This is a genomic window from Streptomyces sp. bgisy159, from assembly GCF_965341775.1.
GTDB lineage: Bacteria > Actinomycetota > Actinomycetes > Streptomycetales > Streptomycetaceae > Streptomyces.
In genome coordinates, this window is the sequence record NZ_CBDQZH010000043.1 from 1 (window position 1) to 23586 (window position 23586).

Sequence of the window (23586 nt, forward strand, 5' to 3'; positions counted from 1 at the left end):
CCCCCGGACCGGCCCTGGACCGGCCCCGGACCGGCCCCGAGCCGGCTCCGGATCGACCCCGGGACTGACCCCGGATCGACCCCCGGACCGGCCCCTGACTGATCCTGGACCGGTCGCGGACTGAGTACGATTATCCGGCCCCCGGCATCGGGGGCCGGAGACTGAGGAGATGCGTGCCCGTGGCTGCCCGACGGCTTCCCTCGTGGGTCTGGGTCACCGGTCTGACCACCGGTGCCGTCGCCGCGGTCGCGGTCCTGGCGGTCCAGGCCGACCGGGGGGCCCACCCCCAGGCCACGGCGGCGACCCGCCCGACCGCCTCCCCGACGGCGGCCCCGGCCCCGTCCGCGAGCCCGTCGGCCATCGCCCCGACGGAACTGCCCGAGGCATCCGGCACCGGCCGCCGCGTCGTCTACTCCCTCGCCCAGGACCGCGTCTGGCTCGTCGACGCCGACGGCGAGGCCCGCCGCACCTTCCCCGTGTGGCCGGGGACGGTCGACCCCGCCCCCGGCACCTACACGATCTCCGTCCGCAAGGCGTCCACCACCGGCTCCGACGGCGTCGCCATCGAGCACATCCTCTACTTCACCGTGCAGTCCGGCGTGAACATCGCCTTCTCCAACGCGGTCGACGGCTCCTCCCCGCCGCCCGCCGGTACCACCCCCACCGGCGGCATCCGCGTCGGCAAGGAGGACGGCACCGCCCTGTGGAAGTTCGGGGCGACAGAGACCCGCGTCAAGGTCGTGGAGTAGCCGGCGTCATCTGCACCACCACCAGCGTCACCCCGCTGATCAGGAACACCCGGGTCGCGGCGTCCAGCCCGTTCCAGTCCCCGGACTGCCACATCGCGAACCACTCCCCGCCGATCGCGATGAACCCGGCCCCGAACAGCAGCATCAGCATCAGCAGGCCGTAAGTGGACAGCCGTCGGGCGTTGGCCAGATCCCGCCGCCCCCAGAACCACGTCCCCGCGATCAGCACCAGCGCGGCCACGGTCTCCCACACGATGATCGCGACGTACGCCGCGTCCTGAAGCCCCTTGCTCGTGATCGCCCGCCACATCAGATCGTCGTCCTCGAACGTCGTGTCCATGGCCAGCACATGCCGCACGAACTGCTGGTTCGTCCCGAAGTCGGTGATGTTCCCGAAGGCGACGAGCGCGATGTAGAGAGCCAGGACGCCGGTGAGCACACCGGCGGCGAGCACGAGGCCGGTGTGACGCGTGGGGGTTGTGGTCATGGCGGGTATCTTCCCGCCACGACCGCGAACTCCCGCTCGGTTCCGGCCAGATCGGCGGGCGCCGGTGAGAAGGCGAGTACAGCAGATGTCAGTTGCCGCTGGTGGCAACGACGGGTTCGAGCGCGTCCAGTCGTTGCCCGCGGGCGCTTCCACCGGTGTCCGGCTTCCCCGAGAGCGAGAGCGAGAGCGAGAGCGAGAGCGAGAACGAGATCGCCGTCGCCCTGCGGGAACTGGAGGAGCACGGGTACCTTGCACGACAACCCGAAGCAGACCGCCGATGACCCCGGCCGGCTGAACGCGTACAGCCGGCCGCGAACACGGCCGTGAGGGTCGACCGTCCCCCCCCCCAGGGGCGCGACGGCACGGCCGAGCCAGGAGCTGAAGCGGAACACGGCGGGCCGGCTGACCCACCTTGCCACGGCCTGGCCTGAGTCGGGTCACCACTCGGCGATGAGGGGCGCGTCCGGCGTGTGGCTTCGCCAGGATTCGGTGAGGTGGGTCAGGTGGTCGGGGGCGGCGATACCGCGCACCGTCACGATCTTGTTGTCGGCGAGGTCGAACGTCACGGTGCCGACGATCCGGTCGTCGACCACGGTGACGATGGCGGGGCTGCCGTTGAGGACCGCGTAGTGCATGGCCGGCGTGCCGCCCGCGAACCGCCGTTTCGCGGCGCTGGGTTTGAAGCCGGCCCGCGCGACGGCGGCGACGCGCTGCGGAGTGTCGTACCGCAGGAGCCTCCGGGCGAGGCCGGCGCCGTCGGAGATCGCCGTCGCGTCGTCGGTGAGGAGCGCCACCAGCCGCTCGGTGCGCCCGGAGGAGGCGGCGGCGAGGAACTCCTCGACGATACGGCGGGCGGACGCGGGGTCGACCTCACCCCCGCGGCGGCGTGCGGCGGTGATGCGGCGCCGGGCCCGGTGCAGGTGCTGCTGGCTCGCCGACTCGGTGATGTCCAGGATCTCGGCGATCTCACCGTGGCTGTGGGAGAACACCTCGCGCAGGACGTAGACGGCCCGCTCCGCCGGCGACAGCCGCTCCATGAGGGTCAGCACCGCCAGGGAGACCGATTCGCGCTGCTCGAAGGTGTCGGCCGGGCCCAGCATCGGGTCGCCGTCGAGCAGCGGTTCGGGCAGCCAGGCGCCGACGCTGCGTTCCCGGCGGGCCTGCGCCGAGCGGAGCCGGTCGAGGCACAGGTTGGTGACGACCTTGGTCAGCCAGGCCTCCGGCACCCTGATGTGCTGCCGGTCGGCGGCCTGCCAGTGCAGGAACGCGTCCTGCACCGCGTCCTCGGCGTCGGCGGCGGAGCCCAGCAGCCGGTACGCCAGGGAGGCCAGCCGGTTGCGGCCGGCCTCGAACCGGCTGGTGTCGAAGGGGTCGGCGGCGGCGCTGTCCACGTGGATCACCCTAGTGACTCGCGCTCCGGGCGGCGGCGCCGCCGACGGACGCGACCGGCACGGCGGCCAGGCGGCGCCTGCGCCTGGGCATGCCGAAGGTCGGATACGAGGTGCCCCACAGCGAGCCCCTGACGATGAGGGCCTTGATCCGCGCGGCCGCCCGGCCGCCCAGGTACTTCGGCTTCGCCCGCCCCTCCTCGTCGACCATCTGCAGGATGCCGTCCCGCCGCCCGAGGCTGATGTGGTTGCCCACGTAGACCAGCTTGGTGTGGGGGGCCTTGCGGCCGGTCAGGTGACCGACGATCGCGGCGATCGCCTGGTTGCCGGTGTATCCGGCCGTGGCGCAGGACATCGGCAGGGGGTGGCCGCTGTCGCCGATGGCGCGGGCGGCGTCACCGACGGCGTACACGTTCGGGTGGGAGACCGACCGCATGGTGCGGTCGACGACGATCCGCCCGTCCTCGGTGACCTCCAGCCCGCCGGCGGCGGCGACGGGACCGACCGCGAACCCGGCCGCCCACACGGTCGCGTCGGACGCCAGGACGGTGCCGTCGGCGCACAGCACCCGTGTCGCCTCGACGGCCACGACCTCGGTGTGCTCCAGGACGGTGACGCCCAGCCGGTCGCAGGCCCTGCGCAGATGGCCTCGGGCCCCGGCGGAGAGGCGGGCCCCCAGCTCGCCGCGGGCGACCAGCGTCACCGACAGGCCGGGCCTGCACTCGGCGATCTCGGTGGCGGTCTCGATGCCGGTCAGCCCGTCACCGACGACCAGCACGGTTCCGCGCCCGCGCCCGCCCCCGGTGGTCAGGCCGTCCAGGCGCTCGCGCAGACGCAGGGCCGCAGGCCGGCCGGCGACGTCGAAGGCGTGCTCGCCCGCGCCGGGCACGGTGTGGTCGGCGCCGCGGCTGCCGAGCGCGTAGCACAGCGTGTCGTAGCCGAGCTCGTCGCCGCCGTCGGCGTCGGCCACGGCGACGACCTGCCGGTCGGGGTCGACGGCGGTGACACGGGCCAGGCGTACCCGTACCCCCGTACCGGCGAAGATGTCGGTGAGCCGCGGGGCCGCGATCTCCCGGCCGGCCGCGAGCTGGTGCAGCCGCAGCCGCTGGACGAAGTCCGGCTCGGCGTTGACGACGGTGATCTCGGTGTCCGCGGGGGACAGCCGACGGGCCAGGTTCCCGGCCACATAGGCCCCGGCATAGCCGGCGCCGAGGACGACGATGCGGTGCTTCATGTGCTGCTCCTGTCGGTTGGCTTGGTCCCGCGTCTTGAGCGGGACGGCGGCCTGATTGCTGACAGGAATCGACTGTGACGTGCGTCACATGGGATCGTCGTTCTCGCGCGGATACTGAGGGCGTGGAGTTCGCCGTCTTCATGACCCTGCCCGGCCTGGTCATCGCGCTGACCCTGCTGGCCTTCGTCGACCAACTGCTGTTGCGCGCGGGGCGGGCCGGTCTGCTGCCGTGGCGGAACAGCGTGCGGCAGGGGCAGATATCGGCGACCGGGTTCGAGCAACTGCACGCGGCTCTCTCGCCGGGCAAGCAGCACGAGTTGAAGGAGCGGCAGTCGTCCCTCGTCCTGCGCGACGACGAGGACGACGGCGCGCCGCGCCACAGGACGACGGTGGACCTTGGCCAGGGAACGGCGGTCGTGCGGCTGCCCCGCCCGTAGCCTCGCGGTGTCAGCCAAGGGCCTCGTACTCGGCCGGCGGGTTGGCCAACTCCGGCCGCTCCACTATGTACCGGTCTCCGAAGAGCCCCGACATCGCCCAGTGCCAGGCCTCGTCGTGGAAGGCGAGCCCGCGGTAGGGGGCGTCGCACGGCTCGTACGGGTACATCTCCATCGCGGCTTCACCGGCTCTGGTAGGCGTCATGCCCCCGTACCGCTGCATCACCCAGGCGTAGCGGCGCCGCTCACCGGCCAGGTAGCGGACGTACTCGTCCTCGGTCCAGGTCATCGGGCGCGGTGGCGGCGGGCGAAGCCGAGGAAGTCCTGCCAGGGGGTGTCGGTGAAGGTGAGGCGGGGGCCGTCGGTTTTCTTGGAGTCGCGGACGTGGATGGTGGGGGTGGTGCGGGCGGGGGATATGGCGACCTCGACGCAATCAGGGCCGTCGTTGCCGCTGTAGCTGCTCTTGATCCACACCAGCGTGGAGGTCATGTTTCCTCTCCCAGCAGTTTCTCGATGAAGGTCACGGACTCCCCTGGTGAGAGTGCCTGCGACCGGATCATTCCATAGCGCATGTCGAGGATCTGGACCTCCCGGGGGTCGCTGACCACTCGGTCGTACAGCTGGCCTTCCGAGTGCCCGAGGATCTTGCCGTCGCGGAGTTTCAGCAGCCGGATGGATCCCATCACGCCCGCGTGGTCCTCCCGGTCCGTCGGCATCACCTGGATCGACACGTGCCGCAACTCGCTGACCTCAAGCAGGTGTTCGAGCTGCCGACGCAACACCATTCTGCCCCCGAGGGGGCGCCGGAGTGTCACCTCTTCCTGGACAAAAGTGATCTGCGCCCGAGGCACCCGCTCGAACACCGCCTTCCTCGCCATGCGGGCGGCGACGTGGCGTTCGATCTCCTCCTCGGTGTACGCGGGCCGCCGCATCTCGTACAGCGCCTGCGCGTACTCCCGCGTCTGCAGCAGCCCGTGGATGTGGAGTGCGGCGTACGCCCCCAACTCCACCGCCTCGTCCTCCAGCTTGGCCAGGTCCCGGACCTTCTTCGGGTAGCGGGCCCGTTCCACGTCCTCCGTCATCGCGGAGATCTTGCCGTCGGCGCCGAGCACCTCGTCGGTCTTGTCGAGGAAGTCGGGCTTGGGGATGCGCCGGGCGCGCTCCACCGCGGAGACCATCTCCTCGCTGTAGCCGATGGCCGCGCCGAGTTCCGACTGCTTCATCCCCGCGGCTTCCCGCCACATCTTGATCTGCCGGCCGACCGCCCTGAGCACGGCCGCCGCCTCTTCGTCCTCCACGTCCTGCCCCTCCCGGTGTGCGAGTTGCACGAGTCGTATGGCCCTGACGCGCGACCGTACAGTCACGCTCTGTGTCGGGGTCGTGGCTGTTCACCGTAGGGAGCGGGCCGCCAGGCTGAGCGGCATGAGCCAAGATCTCCAGCCCCGGGTCACCCGTACCATGGACCTCTTCACGGCGCAGTTGTGCGCTTCTCGGAGGAGTGTGCGAGTTTCCCGGCTGCTCGCCGAACGGGAACTGGCCGCGTGGGGTGTGAAGTCCGAGGCCGCGGCGCACGTCGTCGCCGAACTCGTGGCCAACGCCGTGCTGCACGGACGGGTGAGGGGGCGGGACTTCCGGCTGCGGCTGATGCGGTTCGCGGACGGCACCCTCCGTGTCGAGGTCACCGACCCCCGGGGTGACCGGGTCCCGCGAATCCCGGACCCGGTGGCCGCGTACGCGGAGTCGGGGCGCGGGCTGCGCATCGTGGCGGCGTACGCGGAACGGTGGGGCGTGGAGAAGGCGCCGGCGGGCGCCAAGATCGTCTGGGCGGAACTCGTACCGGGTCGCGGCGACGCGTGACCCGGTGGCGCGCGACGCCAAAAGACCAAAGAACTGGGGGAAAGTACCGGACCCACCCCCACCGCCCCCGCCGGTCACCCGCCCGGGTGAATATGCCCAATGCAACTGGCGCGGCGGGGGAGTTGTGGGGCAGCGTCTGCGGCAACGGCCCATGTCCACACATGCATCGGCCCCCGCCGGGACTGCCATCCCAGTGCGAGGGCCTGATCACCGAGGAAGGCATCAACTTCCCGATGACTGACCAGAACCCTAGCGCGCGGAAGCGTGCGAAGAAGGCGAACGCCCCGCATTCCCACTCCGGGGTCATCCACGTCAACGAGCCGCACCACGACAACTTCACCGTCGTCGGCAATCACCTCGCCCAGCACCCGGACCTGTCGCTGACGGCGATCGGGCTGGCGGTGCACATCCAGTCGCTGCCCGCTGGGGCGCCGATCGGCATCAAGACGCTCGCGGGGAAGTTCACCGAGGGGGAGATCCGGATCGCCGCCGCGCTGCGCGAGCTGGAGGAGCACGGGTACCTCGCACGCACCAAGGAGCGTCTTCTATCGGGCCGAGTGACGACCCGGACGACCTCGTACAACAAGCCGCCGCGCGACCAGCCGAGGCGTGACGACCTGACGCGCATCGAGCCGCCGCGCGACCAGCCGAGGCGTGACGAGCCGACGGGCACCGAGCCGCCGCGCGACCAGCCGATGCCCGACGAGCCGACGGGCATCGAGGCGAGGCGTGACGGGCCGACGCGTGACCAGCGGGTGCGTGATGAGCGTGAGGGTGACGGGTCGAGGGACGGCGAGCCCGCGGAGGGGCCGAGGCGCACGCCCGCTGTCTCCCGCACGCCCGCGCTCTCCCCCCTGCCCGCCCCGCGGCCGTCCTCCACCGCAGCCGACCTCCTCGCCGGCCTGCGCGCCCACGACCCCCGCCTGCTGCTGACCGAGCGCGACGTCCACCGGCTGGCCCCGGCCGTCACCGAGTGGCTGGACCGGGGGGTGCCGCCGACCGCCGTGGTCCGCAGTCTCACCAGCGGGCTGCCGGAGGACCCGATCAACTACCCGGCCGCCTTCCTGGCCCACCGCCTCGCCGCCCACCTGCCACCCCACCTCCCCGCCCCGCCACCGCCCCGGCCGGCCTCGACCGAGGCCGCACCACTCCGCCCGGCACCCCTCCAGAACTGCGACGGCTGCGAACGCGCCTTCCGCTTCCCGACCCCCGGCCACTACTGCCGCGAGTGCCGCGAGAAGCGGGCGGCGGCATGAGCCCCGGGGCGAGCCTTCGGATGAGCGTCGCGTCACCGTCGCACCGCGCGCCGCACCGGTACCGTACGAATGCTGAGCCACCCGCACCGGAGGTCATTGTGAGTGCCCAGACCGACGGCCCGTACGGACCGCTGATTCCCATGCCCGAACTCACGCCGGACGCTTTGCGCGCGGCAGTCGCGCGGATCGCACCGAGCCGGATTCCGGCTCTCACCCAGCACCTCTTCGAGGCGACGACGAACGCGCAGCAGACGCAGAGCTTCGCGCCGCTGCGGGCCTTCGTTCACTCATGGGCCGTGTTCGTGGCCATCGAACGGTACCCGGAACGCGCCGCGCGGCTGCATGAGCTGGAGCGTCTGGTGGACGTGGGTGATCAGGATCCGGCCGAGGCCATTGCCGAGATTCGGGCGATCCGGGAGACCGCAGAGGCGGAGGCCGGGTTGTGACGGACTGGGCCTGGGACTACAACCCGAGCGCGGAGTACGTGACCGACGGATTGCCGCTCGGGGTGGTGGCCGAAGTGGAGCGGATCGCGCACGAACTGGCCGCGTTGGGCCATGACTCCGTGAAGGTCGGTAGACCGATCGACCGCGAAGGCGGCCTGCGCGAGTTCGACATCCTGGGCGGACGTGGGTTCGTCAGCTTCCTGTCCGTGCCGCGTCATGAGTGCGTCTACATCTGCAATGTGACCTGGTACGGCTGAAAAGCGACATCTGAGAGCGCTTTTCCCACACCTCACACACCGTTTCTCTCCCCGAACCGACCGTGAACCGACCGTCTCCGTTCGAATACAGTGCTGAACTGTCCTGACACGCACGGGTGACGGGTGGGGAGGTTCCGGGGTGGGCGCGACGGCCGGCGTGGTCTGGGGGCGTGCCGAGCAGCAGGACTTCCGCAGCCGGGTGCGGGGGACGTTGCTCGGGGCGGCGGTCGGGGACGCGCTGGGGGCACCGGTCGACCGGATGACGGGGGACGAGATCCGGGAGGCGTGCGGCCCGGACGGGGTGGTGGACCTGGTGGCCGCCTACGGGCGGCGCGGAGCCGTCACCCACCTCACGCAGTTGGCGCTGTTCAGCGTCGACGGGCTGATCCGGGCGCAGGTGCGACGGGACACGGGGGCCTGGCACCCGCCTACCGATCTGCACCGGGCGTATCTGCGGTGGGCGACGACCCAGCGGGACTGGGGGCCGGACGAGCGGCGCGCGGAGGACGGGTGGCTGGCCCGGGAGGAGTGGCTGTACGCGCGGCGCGATCCGACCCGGGCCCTGCTGATGGGGCTGGGCGACCAGCGGATGGGGACGCTGGAGGCGCCGAAGAACCCGGACGCCGCCGGGCCGGAGGCGGTGGCGCGGTCGGCGCCGTTCGGGCTGCTGGTGGGGTGGGAGCCGCAACTGGTCGTACAGCTCGCGGTGGAGTGCGCGGCCCAGACCCACGGGCATCCGACCGCCTGTCTCGCGGCGGGCGGTTATGCCGCCGTCGTGCACGCCCTCCTGCGCGGCGAGGCTCTGGAGGGCGCCGTGCAGCGGGCGCTGGCCTTGCTGGCGGCGCGGGTGGGGCACGACCCCGTGAGCGACGCGCTGCGGCTGGCGCTGGGCGCCGTACGGCAGGGCATGCCGGGGCCGGCGGTGGTCGAGGAGCTGGGCGGGGGCGGGGAGTCGGCGCAGGTGCTGGGCGCCGCCGTGTACTGCGCGCTGGTCGCGGAGGACGTACGGCACGGGCTGCGGCTCGCCGTCAACCACGGCGGCCCGTCCGCCGCCACCGGGGTGCTGACCGGCGGGCTGCTCGGCGCCCTGCACGGGGAGACCGCCCTGCCGCCGGGCTGGCTGGTCGAGCTGGAGGGCCGGCCGACGATCCTCGAACTCGCCGACGACTTCGCCATGGAGATGACCCAGGGCCCGGCCCTGCACAACCCGGCGGGCGCCTCTCCGGGCTGGCTGTCGCGCTACCCGAGGGCGTGACGGGAAGGAATCGATCCCGAGCCACCGCCGTCCCGCGCCCCGGTCACCGCCGTCCCGCGCCCCGGTCACCGCTGTCCCGCGCCCCGGCCGGCGGCGTCCGGGCGCACGGCTCAGCGGCGTCCCGGCGCCCGCTCAGCGGCGGATGAGCCCCAGGTCGGTGGCGGTGGCGACGGCGGCGGTGCGGGAGTCGACGTCGAGCTTCGTGTAGATGCGGGCGAGATGGGACTTGACCGTGCCCTCGGTCAGGTGGAGGCGGGCGGCGACGGCCTGGTTGGAGAGGCCGTTGGCGACCAGGGCGAGGACCTCGGTCTCGCGGCGGGTCAGCGCGGTGCCGGGGGTGCGCAGCCGGTTCATCAGCCGGTCGGCGACGGTCGGTGCCAGGGTGGTGCGTCCGGCGGCCGCGGTGCGGACGGCGGCGGCCAGGTCCTCGGGCGGGGCGTCCTTGAGGAGGTAGCCGGTGGCGCCGGCCTCGATGGCGGGCAGGGTGTCGGCGTCGGAGTCGTAGGTGGTCACGATCAGCACCCGGGGTGCTCCCGGGCGGGCGGTGATCCGGGCGGTGGCCTCGGCGCCGCCCATGCCCTTGCCGAACTGGAGGTCCATCAGCACGACGTCGATGTCGCCCTCGGCGGCGCGGGCGACGGCCTCCTCGGCGGTGGCGGCCTCGGCCCGCACGACCAGGCCGGGCTCGGTCTCCAGCACGGCGCGCAGCCCCGCTCGTACGACGGGGTGATCGTCGGCCAGGAGCAGGCGGATGGGGGAGTCGTCGGTCACGGGCGGGCCTCGGGGTGTGTCTCGGGGTGCGTGTCAGGGGCGGGCGCGGGGCCGGACTCGCGGACTCCGTGGCGGGGCTCGCGAACTTCGGGGCCGGGCTCGCGAACTTCGCGGCCGGGCTCGGGACCCGTACCGGCGGTGCCGTCGGCCGACGCGGTCAGGGGCAGCCGTACCGACAGGGCGGTGCCCCGGCCGGGGGCGGACACGACGGTGAGGGTGCCGCCGAGGGCCTGGGCGCGGGCCCGCATCGCGGCCAGGCCGAAGCCGCCGGTCTCGGGGTCGGGGGCGGGCAGCGTGTCGGGGTCGAAGCCGCGTCCGTCGTCGACGATGTCGAGGGTGACGTGGTCGCCGAGCCGGCCGAGGGTGACGTCGGCGGTGCCGGCCTCGGCGTGGCGGACGGTGTTGGCGAGGGCGGACTGGGCGATGCGCAGCAGCGCGACCTCGTGTGCGGTGGTGAGCGGGTCGGGGTCGCCGGTGAGGTGGAGGCGCGCGGTGAGCGGGTGCCGGGCGGAGGTGGTGGCGCACAGGCGCTCCAGGGCGCCGGCCAGGGTGGTGCCCTCCAGGGTGGGCGGGGTGAGGGCGGCGACGAAGCGCCGGGCCTCGGCGAGGTTGTCGACGGCGGCCTGCCGGGCCTGGTCGACGTAGCGGGCCGCGTTCTGCGGGGTGTCGGGCAGCGACCGTTCGGCGGCGCGCAGCAGGAGCTGGATGCTGGACAGGCCCTGGGCGAGGGTGTCGTGGATCTCGCGGGCCAGGCGGTCGCGTTCGGCGAGCACCCCGGCGGTGTGCTGGGCGGCGGCCAGGTCGGCGCGGGTCGCGGTGAGTTCCTCGATCAGCCTGCGGCGGTTCTCGCTCTCCCGGTACAGCGCCTGGTAGCCCCACACCACGGCGACCGCCACGGCGGCGCCCAGCGCCGGGCCGATGGCCATGGCGGGGCTGAAGGAGTGCTGGTGGGCGGCGAAGCCCGCGACGGCCGCGGCGGCAGTGGCGGCCACGGCGGCGAGGCCGGCGCGGCCGGGCAGCAGGTGCAGTTGCAGGAAGTAGAGCGGGAAGGCCACCCACACGGCGTCGGGCGTCAGGACGAGCAGCACCAGCCAGCAGACGGCCACGGCGGCCAGCCACAGCGCGGCGGCCCGCCGCGAGCCGCGCACCCGCGGCAGCAGGGGTCCGACCGCGTACACCAGACCGCACACCGCCGCTGCGGCGACGACCGCTCCGGCGTGGGGCCGTCCGTCGGCGACGGCCCGGCCGGCGGCCAGCGCGAGCAGGCCGATGACCAGCAGGTGCAGGCACCAGGCCAGGACCCGGGTGGTCGGGGTCGGGGCGGGGGTGGGGGTGGGGACGGCGGTGTTCACGGTGTGTCCCAGGTTACGGACACCGGCGCTTCGGGGCCTCCATCGAAAGATGCAACCCGGGTGCCGCCTTACGGCCCGTGAAGTGCGGTCCTGAGCCAGGCGCGCGCACGGGGGGCCGACGGCGACCGTGGAGTCGTACCACTGCCATTGCCGCTACCGCCGTAGTCGTCACCGCCGCCACCGCTGGAAAGGACAGGCCGAGGCCGTGTTCGTCGCCTGGAGAGACCTGAAGTTCGCCAAGGGGCGCTTCGCCCTGATGGGGACCGTCATCGTGTTGATCACCCTGCTGGTCGGGCTGCTGTCCGGGCTGACCGCCGGGCTGGGCCGGCAGAACATCTCCGCGATCACGGGCCTGCCCGCCGACCGGATCGCCTTCCAGGCGCCCGGCGGCGGTCAGGACCTGTCGTACGCCAACTCCTCCGTCACCGAGCGGCAGTGGCGGCAGTGGTCCGCGGCGCCCGGCGTCGAGAGCGCGGAGCCGCTGGGGATCACCACCACGAAGGCCACGGCGGGGGAGCGGAGCGCCGGGGTCTCGGCGTTCGGCGTCGAGTCCGGCTCCCGGCTCGCGCCGGAGGCCGACCGGATCGGGGGCGGCGCGGTGGTGCTGTCCACCGCGGCCGCCGACGACCTCGGCGTGCGGGCCGGTGACGCACTGACCCTGGCGGGGCTGCGGCTCACGGTGGCAGCTGTGGCGGGCGACGCCCACTTCAGCCACACCCCGGTGATCTGGACCGGCCTGGACACCTGGCAGCGGATCGCGCCGCCCGCCGGTGGCACGACCGGCCTTCGGGCCACCGTCATCGCCCTGGACACCACGGCGGGCGCCGACGTGGCCGCCACGGACCGCCTTGTCGGCACCCGCACGGTGTCCGTCGGGGACTCGCTGTCCGCGATCGGCTCCTACACCTCCGAGAACGGCTCGCTCCAGCTGATGCGCGGCTTCCTGTTCGCCATCTCGGCCCTCGTCATCGGAGCCTTCTTCACGGTCTGGACGATTCAGCGCAGCGGTGACGTCGCCGTCCTCAAGGCGCTCGGGGCGTCCACCGCGAGCCTCCTGAAGGACGCCCTCGGACAGGCCGTCGTCCTGCTCGCCGGCGGCACCCTGCTCGGCACCGGCCTCGCCGTCACGGTCGGCGCGGTGGTGTCCGACAGCGTGCCGTTCCTGCTGACGCCGGGCACCGTCCTGGTTCCGGCCGTCGTGATCGTCCTGCTGGGTGTGCTGGGGGCCGCGCTGTCCATCCGCCGCATCACCTCCGTCGACCCGCTGACCGCCCTGGGGAGCGTCCGATGAGCCCGCGCCGGACCGACGACAACCCGGCCGGTGCCCGATGAGCCCGTACCTGACCGAGACCACCCCGCGGAGCGCCCGATGAGCCTGAACCTGACCGACGTCACCCTCACCTACCCCGACGGCGACGGCCGGCTGACCGCACTCGACCGCGTCACCCTCGACGTGCCGCGCGGCAGCCTGACCGCCGTGGTGGGCCCGTCCGGCTCCGGCAAGTCCAGCCTCCTCGCCGTCGCCGCCACCCTGATCACCCCCGACTCCGGCACCGTCACCGTCGACGGCACCCCCACCACCGGCCTGAGCCGCGGCGAACTCACCGCGCTGCGCCGCCACAAGATCGGCATCGTCTTCCAGCAGCCCAACCTGCTGCCCTCCCTGACCGCCGCCGAACAGCTCCAGGTCATGGCACGGATCGACGGCCGGAAGCCCCGTACGGCGCACGCCCGGGCGATGGAACTGCTCGACGCCGTCGGCCTCGCCGACCGGGCCGGCCGCCGTCCCCACCAGTTGTCCGGCGGCCAGCGGCAGCGCGTCAACATCGCCCGTGCCCTGATGAACGACCCGACCGTCCTCCTGGTCGACGAGCCCACCAGCGCCCTCGACCACGAACGCGGCGCCGCCGTCCTGGACCTGATCACCCGCCTCACCCACCAGCGGGCCACCGCCACGGTCCTGGTCACCCACGACCGCGCCCACCTCACGGCCGTCGACCGGATCGCCGAGGTCCACGACGGGCGGCTGCGCGTGCCGGCCTCGCCCCGCCCGTCGGTGGCGTAGGCGGTACGGGGCCGACGGACGCGGGTCAGTCCGTGACCGTGCTGCCCACCCTGCGGGGTCGGGTCACCGCATCAGCTCCCCCGCGTTCACCAGCAGCGACTGCCCGGTGATCGCCCGCGCCCGCTCCGACGCCAGGAACACCGCCGCGTCCGCCACATCGCCGTCGGTCGCCGGTTCCGGCAGGGCCATCCGCTCCGTCAGGCGGGCCAGCACCTCGTCCTCCGGTACGCCCTCGGAGCGCGCCGCCGACCGCACGTACGCGCGCACCGGCGGGCCCCACATCCAGCCGGGCAGCACCGAGTTCACGCGGATCCGGTACGGTCCCAGCTCCCGCGCCAGCGAGTACATCGCACTGGTCAGAGCGCCCTTGGACGCCGCGTACGCGGTCTGGCGCACCTGCGTCGGCGCGGCCACGGCCGACTGGGTGCCGATGAACACCACCGCCCCGCCGCGCTCCTTCAGCGCGGCCAGGCACGCCCGCGTCATCCGCAGCGTGCCCAGCAGGTTCACGTCCACCACCCGCTGCCACACCGCGAAGTCGGCGTCCTCCAGGCCGCCGAAGCAGGTGTCCAGCGCCGCCACGTGGACCACCGCGTCGATCGCCCCGAACCGCTCCAGCGCCAGCGCCGCCAGCGCCTCGCACTGCGCCTCGTCGGTGATGTCGGTCGCCCGGTACGCCGTGCGCTCCCCGCCCGGATCGATCGCGGCCGCGGTGCGGGCGAGGTGCGCCTCGGTCCGCGCGCCCAGCACGGCGTTCCCGCCGTCCCGCACGACGGCGGCGGCGACCCGGTGGCCGAGCCCCGCCCCGACCCCCGAGACGACCACGGTCCGGCCGGTGAGCGGAGCTGCTGACATGACGGGCCTCCCCGGGGCTGGCGCAATATCTGACGGGTCGTCAGAGTAGGGGCGGAGGCAGGAAAGGGGAACGCCATGAGCGAGGACACCCGCCGTGAGGACACCGGCGATGAGGACACCCGCAGGGAGGCCGCCCGCCGTGAGGACACCGGCAATGAGGACACCCGCAGTGAGGTCTACGCCGAACTGGCCGCCGTCGGACCGTACGGCGTCCGCCCCGGCCACGCCCTGATCACCCTGGTCGAACCGCACCCGGGACACGAGTACGCCTACAACCGCTGGTACGAGGACGACCACTACTACGCGGGCGCCATGGCCATGCCCTGGATGTACGCGGGCCGCCGCTGGGTGGCCACCCGCGAGCTGCAACTGCTGCGCTACCCGGAGAAGTCGGCGGTCGCCGAGCCGGTCACCGCCGGCTGCTACCTCTCCACGTACTGGATCACGGCCGGCCGGTACGCCGACCACATGCGGTGGACGGTCGCCGTCAACCGGCGCCTCAACCGGGACGCGCGCGTCTACCGGGACCGCACCCACGTCCTCACGGCCTTCATGGACCACGAGGTCACCGTGTACCGCGACGGCGCGGCCGGGCCGCGGGACTTCCACGCGCTGGACCACCCGTACGCCGGGCTGGTCCTCGAAGTGGTGGACGCGCCGTCCCCCGCGGCGCGCGCCGAGCTGCTGGAGTGGCTGCGCGCCCGCCACCTGCCGAAGCTGCTCGCCGGGTCCCCGGCCGCGCTGGTCACCGTGTTCCGGCCGACCCCGTTGCCGCTGGACCGCATGAGCTACGTCAAGCAGGTCGAGGGCGTCGACACCCGGCTGACCCTGCTGTGGTTCCTGGAGGCGGACCCGGCGCGGTGCTGGGGCGAGCACTTCACCGGGCTCGACGAGCGGGTGGCGGAGTCGGGGCTCGGCCGGGTCGAGCTGGTGGCCCCGTTCATCCCGACCGTCCCCGGCACCGACCGCTACGTCGACCGGCTGCGCTGACCCGGGGCACGGACGGTCAGGGCGACGGCGACGGTGACGACGCCTGAGCCTGCTCCTTCAGCTCGTCCGGGCACGGGGTGCCGCGCGGCAGCCCGTAGGGGGCGCCCAGCCGGTACGTGCCGGGCTTCGGGGCCAGCAGCATCGTCCACTTGTCGCCGTCGGCGTTCTCCTCCGCCTCCATCAGGCAGCCGTGGACGTTCTCGTACGTCTTCGGCTCGCCCTCGGCGCGGTCCTTGGACGCCTCGGTCTCCTGCGGCGGCTTCAGGCGCTTGCCGTCCGGTCCGACGATGCTCAGCCAGGGCGAGTACGGCATCCGCACCAGCACCGGACCCGGCGACTTCACCTCGATCGTCCACTCCTCCTGGTCGGCGATGAGCACCTCCGCGTCCGGCTCGGCCAGCGGCGTCGGGTCGATCACCTGGAACAACTGCCAGTTGGCGTCGCCCCAGATCTGCTGCAGGTACGGCAGCCCGCGCTGCAGCAGCTGCCGCTCCCGCTCGCCGCCGTCACCGTCCGGCGCGTCCTTCGGCAGCACCACGTACCGCACGGACCAGCGCTTGAGCCACTCGTGGTAGTTCGCCGAGTTCAGGGTGTCGTCGTAGAAGAGCGGGTTGCGCTTGATGTCGGCCTGGCGGTTCCAGCCGCGCGCCAGGTTGACGTACGACTGCAGGGCCGACGCCTCCCGGTGCGAGCGGGCCGGGACCACCTCGACGCGGCCCCGCTCGGCGCCGACGGTCTGCAACTGGTCGACCAGCGGCGCCAGCTCCCGCGCCCACGCCGCCCGCGGGGTGGTGCGCACCACGTCGTCGACCGACTTCACGCCGATCCACACCACGAATCCGGCGGTCGCCAGCGCGATCACGTACCACTTGAAGGTGCGCGGCACCGCGAACGGCAGGGCGCACGCCAGCACCACACCTGCGAACAGCATCGACAGACGGGTGATGTTCGACCCGATCTGCGAACTGATCAGCCACACCAGCAGCACACCGAGCCCGTACACGGCCGACGTGATCCGCACGGTCTTCCAGTCGTGCGGCACGACGGCGTAGACGATCCCCGAGTAGACCAGGGGCAGGACGGCCGAGCCGAACGCCATCGGCTGGGTGCCGGAGAACGGGAACGCCAGGGCGGACACGGCGACGACCGCGGACGGCGCGATCCCCAGCGCCCAGGCGCCCGGCAGCCGCCGCTGCAGGAACAGCGCGACGGCGACCAGCCCCACGAACAGGCCGGCGACCGGCGAGCCCATGGTGGCGAGCGCGGCCAGCGGCGCCGCACACAGCCCCTTCGCCCAGCGCTTGTAGCGCCAGCGGTGCGGCCAGCAGAACACGACGGCGACCGCGCCGAGCGCGAACATCATGCCCAGGCCGAACGTCACCCGCCCGCTCGCCGCGTTGCACAGCAGCGCGAAGACACCGGCCAGCGCCGGCCACAGGGGGTCCTTGACCGGTCGGCAGCGCAGCAGGATCAGCGTCAGCAGGCCCGCGGAGACCGTCCCGGCGATCATCATCGTCGTACGGACGCCGAGGACCGACATCAGGTACGGCGAGACCACGCTGTACGAGACCGGGTGCATGCCGCCGTACCAGGCGAGGTTGTACGCCGAGGCCGGGTGGCGGCCGACGAACTCCGCCCACGCGTCCTGCGCCGCCAGATCGCCGCCGCTGTTCGCGAAGGTGAAGAACCAGACGACGTGCAGGATTCCGGACAGGGCCGTCATGGACAGGACGGGGTGGCGCCGGACCAGCGGGCCGAGGCGTCTCGTCCAGAGCCGGCCCCTGCCGGCCGGCTCAGCCGTGCCGGAGCCGCCGGCCGCCTCGGCCGGGGGCAGCTGTATTCGCGGGCCGGTGGTGTCCTGGCCCGTACCGGTGTCGTCGTCGGCCCGTGTCGGCTCCGCAGTGGTCACCTGTAGGCACTCCCCGTGTCCCGTCTTCTGATGTCGGAAGAACCTGTCGGTTTCCGCGTCACGGCCGCCGGGTAAGCGACCTGTCCCGTTTCGTGAAAGTAGCACGCACCCCGCCGGGGGAGCTTCCCCGGCGGGATGACGTGCGACGACGGGCGGGCGCCGGTCAGCCGACGCGCGTCAGCTTGTCCGTGAAGCCCGGTTCGGCCAGATCGCGCTGGAGCGCCACGGGCACCTTGACCGCACCGCTGGTGCTGCCGTCGCCCACCGTCAGGGTGCCGACCCTGGTCCCCGCCTTCGCGGAGTGCGGCAGGTCGTCCGCGACGAACGACAGCTCGACCTCCAGGCCCGCCCAGCCGGCCGCCGTGACGTCCTCGGTGACCACCACCGGGGTGCGGCCGCCGAGGCCGTCGTCGACGTACCCGACGACATCGCCCTTCTTCAGGATGGTCGCCGACTCCAGGGCGTCCTGCGCGCCCCGGATCAGCTTGTCGCCGGCGTCCAGGGCGCCGCTGAGGATCGTGTTGTCGTAGCCGCCCGCGGGCTGGCGCAGCACCGCGCCGACGATGGTCCGCGTCTCACCGCCGACCTCCTTCTTCGCGGCGAAGACCAGGTTGCCGCGGGCGGAGGTGGTGGTGCCGGTCTTGATGCCGACGACGCCGTTCCTGCCGACGAGGCGGTTCCAGTTGGGCCAGCGGTTGCCCTTGTAGTCGCGGTACTCCATCATCGCCGCCACCTCGCGGAAGACGGGCCTGTTCATCGCGGCCTTCGCCAGCCTGACCTGGTCGACGGCCGTGCTGACCGTCGTGTCGTTCAGGCCGGAGGGGTCGGTGTACGTCGTGTTCTTCATGCCGAGGTCCTTGGCGGCGGCGTTCATCTTGTCGACGAACACCTGCTCCGAGCCGGAGTCCCAGCGGGCGAGGAGGCGCGCGACGTTGTTCGCGGACGCGATGAGGATGGCCTGCAGCGCCTCGCGCTGGGTGATCGAGTCGCCCTCGGTGAGCGGGACGGTCGACTCGTCGCCCGCGACCGACTGCTCGTCGGCGAGGCGGTCGATCTTGATCTCGGGTCCGTCCTCGCCGCTCTTGAGCGGGTGGTCGCGCAGGATCAGGTAGGCGGTCATCACCTTGGCGACACTGGCGATCGGGACCGGCTTCTCCTCGCCGGACGAGCCGAACGTGCCGATGCCCTGCACGTCGAGGGCGCCCTGACCCTCGGCCGGCCACGGGATCGACGGCTTGTCGCCCTCGAAGGTGTACGTCGACTCGGCGGTGAGGTCGAGCGTGGGGGCCGGGACGGGACGCAGGCTCTGCACCGCCGCGAAGACGACCGCCAGCAGGATGATCAGCGGGGTCCAGATCTTCACCCGGCGGGCCAGCGTGCGCAGGGGGGTGGGCGGGGGCGGCGGGGTGTTCGTCAGCTCGGCCAGCAGGTCCAGCGGCGGCTTGGGCGGCAGGGGCTGCTGGGTGGTGCGCTCGGGGTTCGCGAGCGGGACGAACCTGCTGGTGCGCTCGCCGGTGCGCTCACTGGGGGCCTCGGGGGCGGGACCGTCGGCCTCGGGGGCCTCGGGGGCCTCGGGTGCGGTGCGGTCGGGGGTGGGGCTTGTGGGGGTGGTGCGGTCCGGGGTGGTGCGGTCCGGGGTGGTGCTCGCCGGGGCGGAGCCGTTCACCTTCAGCGTGGTCGTGGGCTGGTCCACCCGGCGCTCGGCGGGGCGTACGGCCTGGAACACGGCGGTCGGCTGATCGACGGCCTTGGCTCGGTCGGGCTTGTCACCGTCGGCGCCCTCGGGGGACTTCCCGGACTCGGCGGGCGCCTCCTCGGACTTCGCGCTCTCGTCCGGCGCGCTCCCGCCCTTCGCCCAGGACGGGGCGCCCGCACGGTCCCGGGGACGCCCGCCGGGGCCTCCGGCGGCTCGGGAGCCGTCCGACGCCTTTCCGGAGCCGTCAGGAGCCTCAGCGCCCTCAGTGCCCTCAGCGCCCTCGGCAACCTCACGGTTCTCGGCGCCCTCAGGGGCCTCAGGCGTCCCTGAGGCTTCGGGGGTGTCGTCGTCGGCCCCCACGGCATCTGGGGCCTCTTCGGCCCTCTCCGGGGCCCGGGAGGCCTTCGCGGCCGATTCCGGCGCCGTGCTCGCCTCGCCCGCCGGGGCGGCCAGCGTGACCGTCTTGAGGTCGTCCTTGGGCTCGTCCTCGGGTTCGCTCTTCGGCGCAGCCGCCTGCTCGGTCTCCGACTCGGCCTCCGGGGCGCTCTGCGGGTCGGCCTCGGGCGCGGTGAAGGTGACCGTCTTGAGGTCGCCCTTCGGCGCCGCCTTCCGGTCCGAGTGCGGGCCGCTCGCCGGGGTGCTCTTCGCGGCGGGCTCGACCTCGGTCTCGGCGTCGTTCTCGGTCTCGGAGTTGTTCTCGGTCTCGGCGTCGTTCTCCAGCTCGGCGTCGGCGTCGGCGTCCGGGCCTGCCTCCGGGGCGGCCTTCGAGGACGCTCCCGCGTCCGGTGCCGTCTCCGTCTCCGTCTGAGTCTCCGCCTCCGGTTCCGGGCCGGTCCTCCCGCCCGTCCCCTCCGGCGTCCGCGGGTCGTCGCCCGGAACGGTTTCCGCATCGGTGGCCTGAGAGGCCGTCTTGACGGACGTCGCGTCGGCCGGGGCGGAGCCGGGGCTCGGGTTGGGCAGGTCCCGCAGGGAGAGGGTCCTGGTCGCCGTGTCCACACCGCCGCGGGCCATCGCCGCTCGCGGATCGCGGGACTCGGGAACCGGGCCCTTGCCCCCCGACGTCGGTTCTGCCGACGACTCGCGCTGCTTCGAACTGTCGGGGGACTCGCCCGCCACCGATGCCTCCTCGATTACCGTTCCCGTACGACTCACGTTCCGTACGGTGTATCGCCCGCCGGGACACCCGCTCCAGCACGGTGTCCGAACCATGTACCAGTGTCCTGTGTTGCGGGCCCGATCCGAGCGATAGACGAGAACGACATACCTGCCGGTTCCCTTACAAACAGGTCACGCACCCTCGACAGACCAATGTGAGAGGGGTCACCCTGTCATTCATCCACGCGGGGAGGCATGGATGGGCAGGAGCCGCAGAACACTTCCGGAGGAGCTTCTGCTGCTGGCACTGGACCCGGCCACGGGTACCACTGCACAGCCGCAGTCGCTCGACCTCGGTCTGGCCGGAGCACAGCTAGTGGAGCTGGCGTTGGCCGGACGGATAGCCCCAGACGGGGATCGTATCGCCGTGGTCGTGCCACGGCCGACAGGAGATCCGACATTGGACTGCGCGTTGGAGTTGCTGCGAAGGCGCGGCGCTCCGGTACGGGCCGTCCACTGGATCGGAGGACCACGACTGGGCCTCCGCCAGACGTACCTCTCGCATCTGGAGCGGTGCGGCATGGTCGCCGCCGTACCGGGCCAGATGTGCGGGGTGCTGCCGACGACGCGCTACCAGGCGACGGACACCGAGATCAGCCGTGAGATCAGGGCACGGCTGGACTCGGCGATCCGCACCGGCGTACCGCCGGACCCGCGTACGGCGGCGCTCGCCGCGCTGGCGCACGCGGTCGGGCTCGGCAAGCACCTGTACCCGGGCAACGAGGGACGTTCGTCCCGATCCCGGTTGCGGGACCTCATCAGGCACGACCCGATGGGCGGACTCGTCGCGCACGCCGTGATGGACGTCCAGAACGGCGCGGCGGCCCAGCCGCGCCGGGGCACGGCGGCCGGCCAGCCGTCGGAGCCCGCCCGTGGTGTTCCGACGCAGCCGCGCCGGGGTCCCATGGCACGCGCCGTGGCCCACTGAGCCACGCCCTCAGACCCGTTCCGGGAGCCGCAGCGTCTCGCGCGGGGTGCCGGGGGCCGTTCGCTTGCGCGGACGGTTCCGGCGCCCCGCGCGAACGCGTGTCACCACCCTGGCCCACCCCCCGAACTGACGTGTACCGACCGCATATCCCCTGTTTTCCAGCGGTAGAAAGCACCTTGGTGGCAGTCTGCTCAACAGCAGATACGCAAAGTGTTATGTACAGGTACACAGCCGGAGGTGACGTCCCGTGGCGTCCAACACCAACCCCACCGTGCGCCGTCGACGGCTGGGCATGGAGCTGCGCAAGCTCCGTGAGGCGAAGAAGATGACCGCCGAGCAGGTGGCGGCGAGGCTGCTGGTCTCGCAGTCGAAGATCAGTCGTCTGGAGAACGGCCGGCGCAGCATCAGCCAGCGCGACGTCCGTGATCTGTGCGAGGTGTACGAGGTCGAGGACAAGAAGCTGGTCGAGTCGCTGATGCAGATGGCCAAGGACTCCCGTCAGCAGGGCTGGTGGCACACCTTCGGCGACGTCCCCTACAGCGTGTACATCGGGCTGGAGACGGACGCCGAGTCGCTGCGGGTCTACGAACCCCAGATCATCACCGGCCTGTTGCAGACCCAGCCGTACGCCGACGCCATCGTGCGCGGCGGTTCGCCCGAGGCGCCGGAGGAGGAGATCCAGAAGCGGGTGGAGGTCCGGCTGCGGCGCCAGGGCCGGGTCACCGACGAGCGGGAACCGCTGCGGCTGTGGGTGGTGCTCGACGAGGCGTCGCTGCGCCGGGTGGTGGGCAGCCGTCAGGTGATGCGCGAACAACTGGAGCGGGTGGTCGAGATGGCCCAGCTTCCGCACGTCACCGTGCAGGTGCTGCCGTTCGACGCGGGCGCGCACGCCGGGCTCAACGGCCAGTACTCGATCCTGGAGTTCGCCGACGCCTCCGACTCCAGTGTGGTGTACATCGAGGGCGTCACCAGCGACCTGTATCTGGAGAAGGCGCCCGAGGTGCAGAAGTACACGGTCATGTACGAGCACCTGCGCGCCCAGGCGCTGAACGTGGAGCAGTCGCGTCGGCTGCTCGAGAACGCCGCGAAGGAGTACGCCCGCTGAGACTGCTGTGTCCGCGTGGTGCGGGTGACGCGGGCGGGGCACTGTACACGATCACCCGTATGCCATGGAAGACTCACCTGGAATATGCCACCCGGTTGGGTGAACGACCTCACCACAGTGGCGCCCCGGCCGGTAGCGTCATTTTCGCCATCGAGCAACACCCTTTGGCGCGAAACCTGCGGACCGGCTACCGGAGCGATCATGGCAATTCACCTGGGTGTCACGGAAAAATGGGTGACGTCCTCCTACACCAACAACAACGGCGCCTGCGTGATGGTCAGGTCGACCGAGGAAGCGGCGCTGGACGTCGGGGACACCAAGATCCCCGACGGCCCGAAGCTGCAGTTCCCCGCGAACGCGTGGAGCAGCTTCGTGGCCTCGGTCAAGTGACCGGGTGACAGCACCCCGAAACCGACAGAGCCCTCTCGACAAGATCGCCGTCCTTGCCGAGGGGGTTCGGCTTTTTCCCGGTCAGCGGGCCGACCGCACCGGGAACGCGACGTCGCACACCAGGTCGTCGGGGCCCGCCGCGTCCCAGTCGGCGAAGTAGATCTCGCGGCAGGGGCCGTCGTGTTCCAGGCCCTCGCGCCTCATCCAGGTCTCGACGGCCTCGTACGCGGCGACGATCTGCGGATACGCCACCTGCGCCTTGGTGATCCGGGTGCGGGCCAGCCGCCGGGCCGGCTCCGCGCGGACCCGCGCCCCCGACGCCCGCCCACGCGCCGCCGCCCAGGCCCGCGCCGCCGCCTCGTCGAGGACCGGCACGCACGACTCGGCGGGACCGTCGCTCTCCGCCGACACTTCCGCGTGGTACACGACGAACGGTGCCCCCGCCCCACCCCCGCACTCCCCGGCCGCCGCTTCCAGACGGCTCAGCGAGGCCGGGATCCACACCGGCAACTCGTCCGCGAGGACGTGCCGCACCTCCGTGATCACCACCCGCTGGCGCAGTTCGACGGTCTCGATCCCGAACGTCCCGTACATCTCGGAACTCCCTCCCGAAAGTCGTCCACGGAGGTAGCCGACGAGTGCCCGCTGGGCCGACAACCGGGCCTCCACGTCCGCCCAGTAGGCCGCCAGCCGGTCGGCAGCCGCGCCGCCGCCGTCGGCCTCGACCAGGTCCAGCACCTCCGCGACCCGCGCCAGCGGCATGTCGAGCCGGCGCAACAGTGCCACGAGACGGGCGCGTTCGATCTGGTCGGCGCGGTAGCGGCGGTAGCCGGTGACCGGGTCGACATGGGCGGGCGGCAGCAGACCGAGACGGTCGTACCGGCGCAGCGCCTTGGCCGACAGCCGGGTGCGGGCGGCGAACGCACCGATGGTGAGCAACTCGGTCACCGTGCCCCTCCCCGTCCCTCCCCGTCGTCCTCCGTCGCCGGGCGACCCTTCGCCCGGCG

Annotated in this window: 26 protein-coding genes; 14 read left to right on the forward strand and 12 right to left on the reverse strand. The window is 72.6% G+C overall.

The window, feature by feature from the left end; genetic code table 11:
* The first annotated feature begins 173 nt into the window (after positions 1–173).
* Positions 174–749, forward strand: a complete 576-nt coding sequence (locus ACSLTV_RS29470) for a hypothetical protein (RefSeq protein WP_432139581.1) — start codon at positions 174–176, stop codon at positions 747–749.
* On the opposite strand, the gene ACSLTV_RS29475 is transcribed toward ACSLTV_RS29470, so the two are convergent.
* On the reverse strand, positions 733–1236 hold the full coding sequence (locus tag ACSLTV_RS29475; protein WP_432139582.1) for a DUF2165 domain-containing protein: 504 nt from the start codon (positions 1234–1236) through the stop codon (positions 733–735). The genes ACSLTV_RS29470 and ACSLTV_RS29475 overlap by 17 nt on opposite strands.
* Before the next feature lie 155 nt (positions 1237–1391).
* Here ACSLTV_RS29475 and ACSLTV_RS29480 point away from each other — a divergent pair, with 155 nt between their 5' ends.
* Positions 1392–1517: a hypothetical protein gene (locus ACSLTV_RS29480; protein ID WP_435613186.1), complete on the forward strand. Its 126-nt coding sequence runs from the start codon at positions 1392–1394 to the stop codon at positions 1515–1517.
* A 156-nt stretch (positions 1518–1673) separates the two neighbouring features.
* Here the strand turns inward: ACSLTV_RS29480 and ACSLTV_RS29485 are convergent, their stop codons facing one another.
* Together ACSLTV_RS29485 and ACSLTV_RS29490 are read right to left on the reverse strand one after the other, a co-directional pair.
* Positions 1674–2627 carry a sigma-70 family RNA polymerase sigma factor gene (locus tag ACSLTV_RS29485; RefSeq protein WP_435613187.1) on the reverse strand — a complete coding sequence of 318 codons (954 nt, stop codon included), beginning with the start codon at positions 2625–2627 and terminating at the stop codon, positions 1674–1676.
* A gap of 10 nt (positions 2628–2637) precedes the next feature.
* Positions 2638–3858 (reverse strand): NAD(P)/FAD-dependent oxidoreductase, encoded by a 1221-nt coding sequence (locus ACSLTV_RS29490; protein WP_432139585.1) that lies wholly within the window; start codon positions 3856–3858, stop codon positions 2638–2640.
* A 122-nt stretch (positions 3859–3980) separates the two neighbouring features.
* Between ACSLTV_RS29490 and ACSLTV_RS29495 the strand changes: the two genes are divergently transcribed.
* A complete protein-coding gene (locus tag ACSLTV_RS29495; protein WP_432139586.1) occupies positions 3981–4295 on the forward strand; it encodes a DUF6191 domain-containing protein in 315 nt (104 codons plus the stop codon).
* A gap of 10 nt (positions 4296–4305) precedes the next feature.
* On the opposite strand, the gene ACSLTV_RS29500 is transcribed toward ACSLTV_RS29495, so the two are convergent.
* Genes ACSLTV_RS29500 through ACSLTV_RS29510 form a run of 3 tightly spaced genes read right to left on the reverse strand, consistent with a single transcriptional unit; the run spans position 4306 to position 5590 of the window.
* Positions 4306–4581 carry a hypothetical protein gene (locus tag ACSLTV_RS29500; protein WP_432139587.1) on the reverse strand — a complete coding sequence of 92 codons (276 nt, stop codon included), beginning with the start codon at positions 4579–4581 and terminating at the stop codon, positions 4306–4308.
* Positions 4578–4781: a DUF397 domain-containing protein gene (locus ACSLTV_RS29505; RefSeq protein WP_435613188.1), complete on the reverse strand. Its 204-nt coding sequence runs from the start codon at positions 4779–4781 to the stop codon at positions 4578–4580. Before ACSLTV_RS29505 ends, ACSLTV_RS29500 begins: the two co-directional genes overlap by 4 nt.
* Positions 4778–5590 (reverse strand): helix-turn-helix domain-containing protein, encoded by an 813-nt coding sequence (locus ACSLTV_RS29510; protein ID WP_435613210.1) that lies wholly within the window; start codon positions 5588–5590, stop codon positions 4778–4780. Before ACSLTV_RS29510 ends, ACSLTV_RS29505 begins: the two co-directional genes overlap by 4 nt.
* A gap of 124 nt (positions 5591–5714) precedes the next feature.
* Here ACSLTV_RS29510 and ACSLTV_RS29515 point away from each other — a divergent pair, with 124 nt between their 5' ends.
* From ACSLTV_RS29515 to ACSLTV_RS29535, 5 genes are all read left to right on the forward strand, one after another.
* Positions 5715–6149 (forward strand): ATP-binding protein, encoded by a 435-nt coding sequence (locus tag ACSLTV_RS29515; protein WP_435613189.1) that lies wholly within the window; start codon positions 5715–5717, stop codon positions 6147–6149.
* Positions 6150–6382: 233 nt separating this feature from the next.
* Complete coding sequence (locus tag ACSLTV_RS29520; protein ID WP_435613190.1) at positions 6383–7405, forward strand: helix-turn-helix domain-containing protein; 1023 nt, start codon at positions 6383–6385, stop codon at positions 7403–7405.
* 98 nt (positions 7406–7503) lie between these two features.
* Positions 7504–7851, forward strand: coding sequence for a hypothetical protein (locus ACSLTV_RS29525; protein WP_432139592.1), 348 nt, complete (start codon positions 7504–7506; stop codon positions 7849–7851).
* Positions 7848–8108, forward strand: a complete 261-nt coding sequence (locus tag ACSLTV_RS29530; protein ID WP_432139593.1) for a hypothetical protein — start codon at positions 7848–7850, stop codon at positions 8106–8108. The genes ACSLTV_RS29525 and ACSLTV_RS29530 overlap by 4 nt, the downstream gene beginning before the upstream one ends.
* A gap of 139 nt (positions 8109–8247) precedes the next feature.
* Complete coding sequence (locus ACSLTV_RS29535) at positions 8248–9363, forward strand: ADP-ribosylglycohydrolase family protein (RefSeq protein WP_435613191.1); 1116 nt, start codon at positions 8248–8250, stop codon at positions 9361–9363.
* Positions 9364–9495: 132 nt separating this feature from the next.
* Here ACSLTV_RS29535 and ACSLTV_RS29540 read toward each other — a convergent pair whose 3' ends face one another.
* Positions 9496–10134, reverse strand: a complete 639-nt coding sequence (locus tag ACSLTV_RS29540) for a response regulator (protein ID WP_435613192.1) — start codon at positions 10132–10134, stop codon at positions 9496–9498.
* Positions 10131–11486, reverse strand: a complete 1356-nt coding sequence (locus ACSLTV_RS29545; RefSeq protein WP_435613193.1) for a sensor histidine kinase — start codon at positions 11484–11486, stop codon at positions 10131–10133. The genes ACSLTV_RS29540 and ACSLTV_RS29545 overlap by 4 nt, the downstream gene beginning before the upstream one ends.
* 205 nt (positions 11487–11691) lie before the next feature.
* Between ACSLTV_RS29545 and ACSLTV_RS29550 the strand changes: the two genes are divergently transcribed.
* Both ACSLTV_RS29550 and ACSLTV_RS29555 read left to right on the forward strand, forming a co-directional pair.
* Positions 11692–12777 (forward strand): ABC transporter permease, encoded by a 1086-nt coding sequence (locus ACSLTV_RS29550; RefSeq protein WP_435613194.1) that lies wholly within the window; start codon positions 11692–11694, stop codon positions 12775–12777.
* Positions 12778–12855: 78 nt separating this feature from the next.
* A complete protein-coding gene (locus ACSLTV_RS29555) occupies positions 12856–13551 on the forward strand; it encodes an ABC transporter ATP-binding protein (RefSeq protein ID WP_435613195.1) in 696 nt (231 codons plus the stop codon).
* A 63-nt stretch (positions 13552–13614) separates the two neighbouring features.
* Here ACSLTV_RS29555 and ACSLTV_RS29560 read toward each other — a convergent pair whose 3' ends face one another.
* Positions 13615–14406, reverse strand: coding sequence for an SDR family oxidoreductase (locus ACSLTV_RS29560; RefSeq protein ID WP_432156344.1), 792 nt, complete (start codon positions 14404–14406; stop codon positions 13615–13617).
* Positions 14407–14481: 75 nt separating this feature from the next.
* Between ACSLTV_RS29560 and ACSLTV_RS29565 the strand changes: the two genes are divergently transcribed.
* On the forward strand, positions 14482–15396 hold the full coding sequence (locus tag ACSLTV_RS29565; RefSeq protein WP_432156343.1) for a hypothetical protein: 915 nt from the start codon (positions 14482–14484) through the stop codon (positions 15394–15396).
* A 16-nt stretch (positions 15397–15412) separates the two neighbouring features.
* On the opposite strand, the gene ACSLTV_RS29570 is transcribed toward ACSLTV_RS29565, so the two are convergent.
* Both ACSLTV_RS29570 and ACSLTV_RS29575 read right to left on the reverse strand, forming a co-directional pair.
* The gene (locus ACSLTV_RS29570; RefSeq protein WP_435613196.1) at positions 15413–17305 is read right to left on the reverse strand and encodes an MFS transporter; all 1893 of its coding nucleotides are present in this window, start codon (positions 17303–17305) and stop codon (positions 15413–15415) included.
* Positions 17306–17468: 163 nt separating this feature from the next.
* Positions 17469–20153, reverse strand: coding sequence for a D-alanyl-D-alanine carboxypeptidase (locus ACSLTV_RS29575; RefSeq protein ID WP_435613197.1), 2685 nt, complete (start codon positions 20151–20153; stop codon positions 17469–17471).
* A gap of 202 nt (positions 20154–20355) precedes the next feature.
* Between ACSLTV_RS29575 and ACSLTV_RS29580 the strand changes: the two genes are divergently transcribed.
* The 3 genes from ACSLTV_RS29580 to ACSLTV_RS29590 all read left to right on the forward strand — a co-directional run bounded on the left by ACSLTV_RS29580 (position 20356) and on the right by ACSLTV_RS29590 (position 22579).
* Positions 20356–21084, forward strand: coding sequence for a GOLPH3/VPS74 family protein (locus ACSLTV_RS29580; RefSeq protein ID WP_432139603.1), 729 nt, complete (start codon positions 20356–20358; stop codon positions 21082–21084).
* A gap of 247 nt (positions 21085–21331) precedes the next feature.
* A complete protein-coding gene (locus tag ACSLTV_RS29585; protein ID WP_432139604.1) occupies positions 21332–22189 on the forward strand; it encodes a helix-turn-helix domain-containing protein in 858 nt (285 codons plus the stop codon).
* 201 nt (positions 22190–22390) lie between these two features.
* Positions 22391–22579: a DUF397 domain-containing protein gene (locus ACSLTV_RS29590; protein ID WP_432139605.1), complete on the forward strand. Its 189-nt coding sequence runs from the start codon at positions 22391–22393 to the stop codon at positions 22577–22579.
* Positions 22580–22660: 81 nt separating this feature from the next.
* Here the strand turns inward: ACSLTV_RS29590 and ACSLTV_RS29595 are convergent, their stop codons facing one another.
* Positions 22661–23527 (reverse strand): MerR family transcriptional regulator, encoded by an 867-nt coding sequence (locus ACSLTV_RS29595; protein WP_435613198.1) that lies wholly within the window; start codon positions 23525–23527, stop codon positions 22661–22663.
* Between the last annotated feature and the right edge of the window lie 59 nt (positions 23528–23586).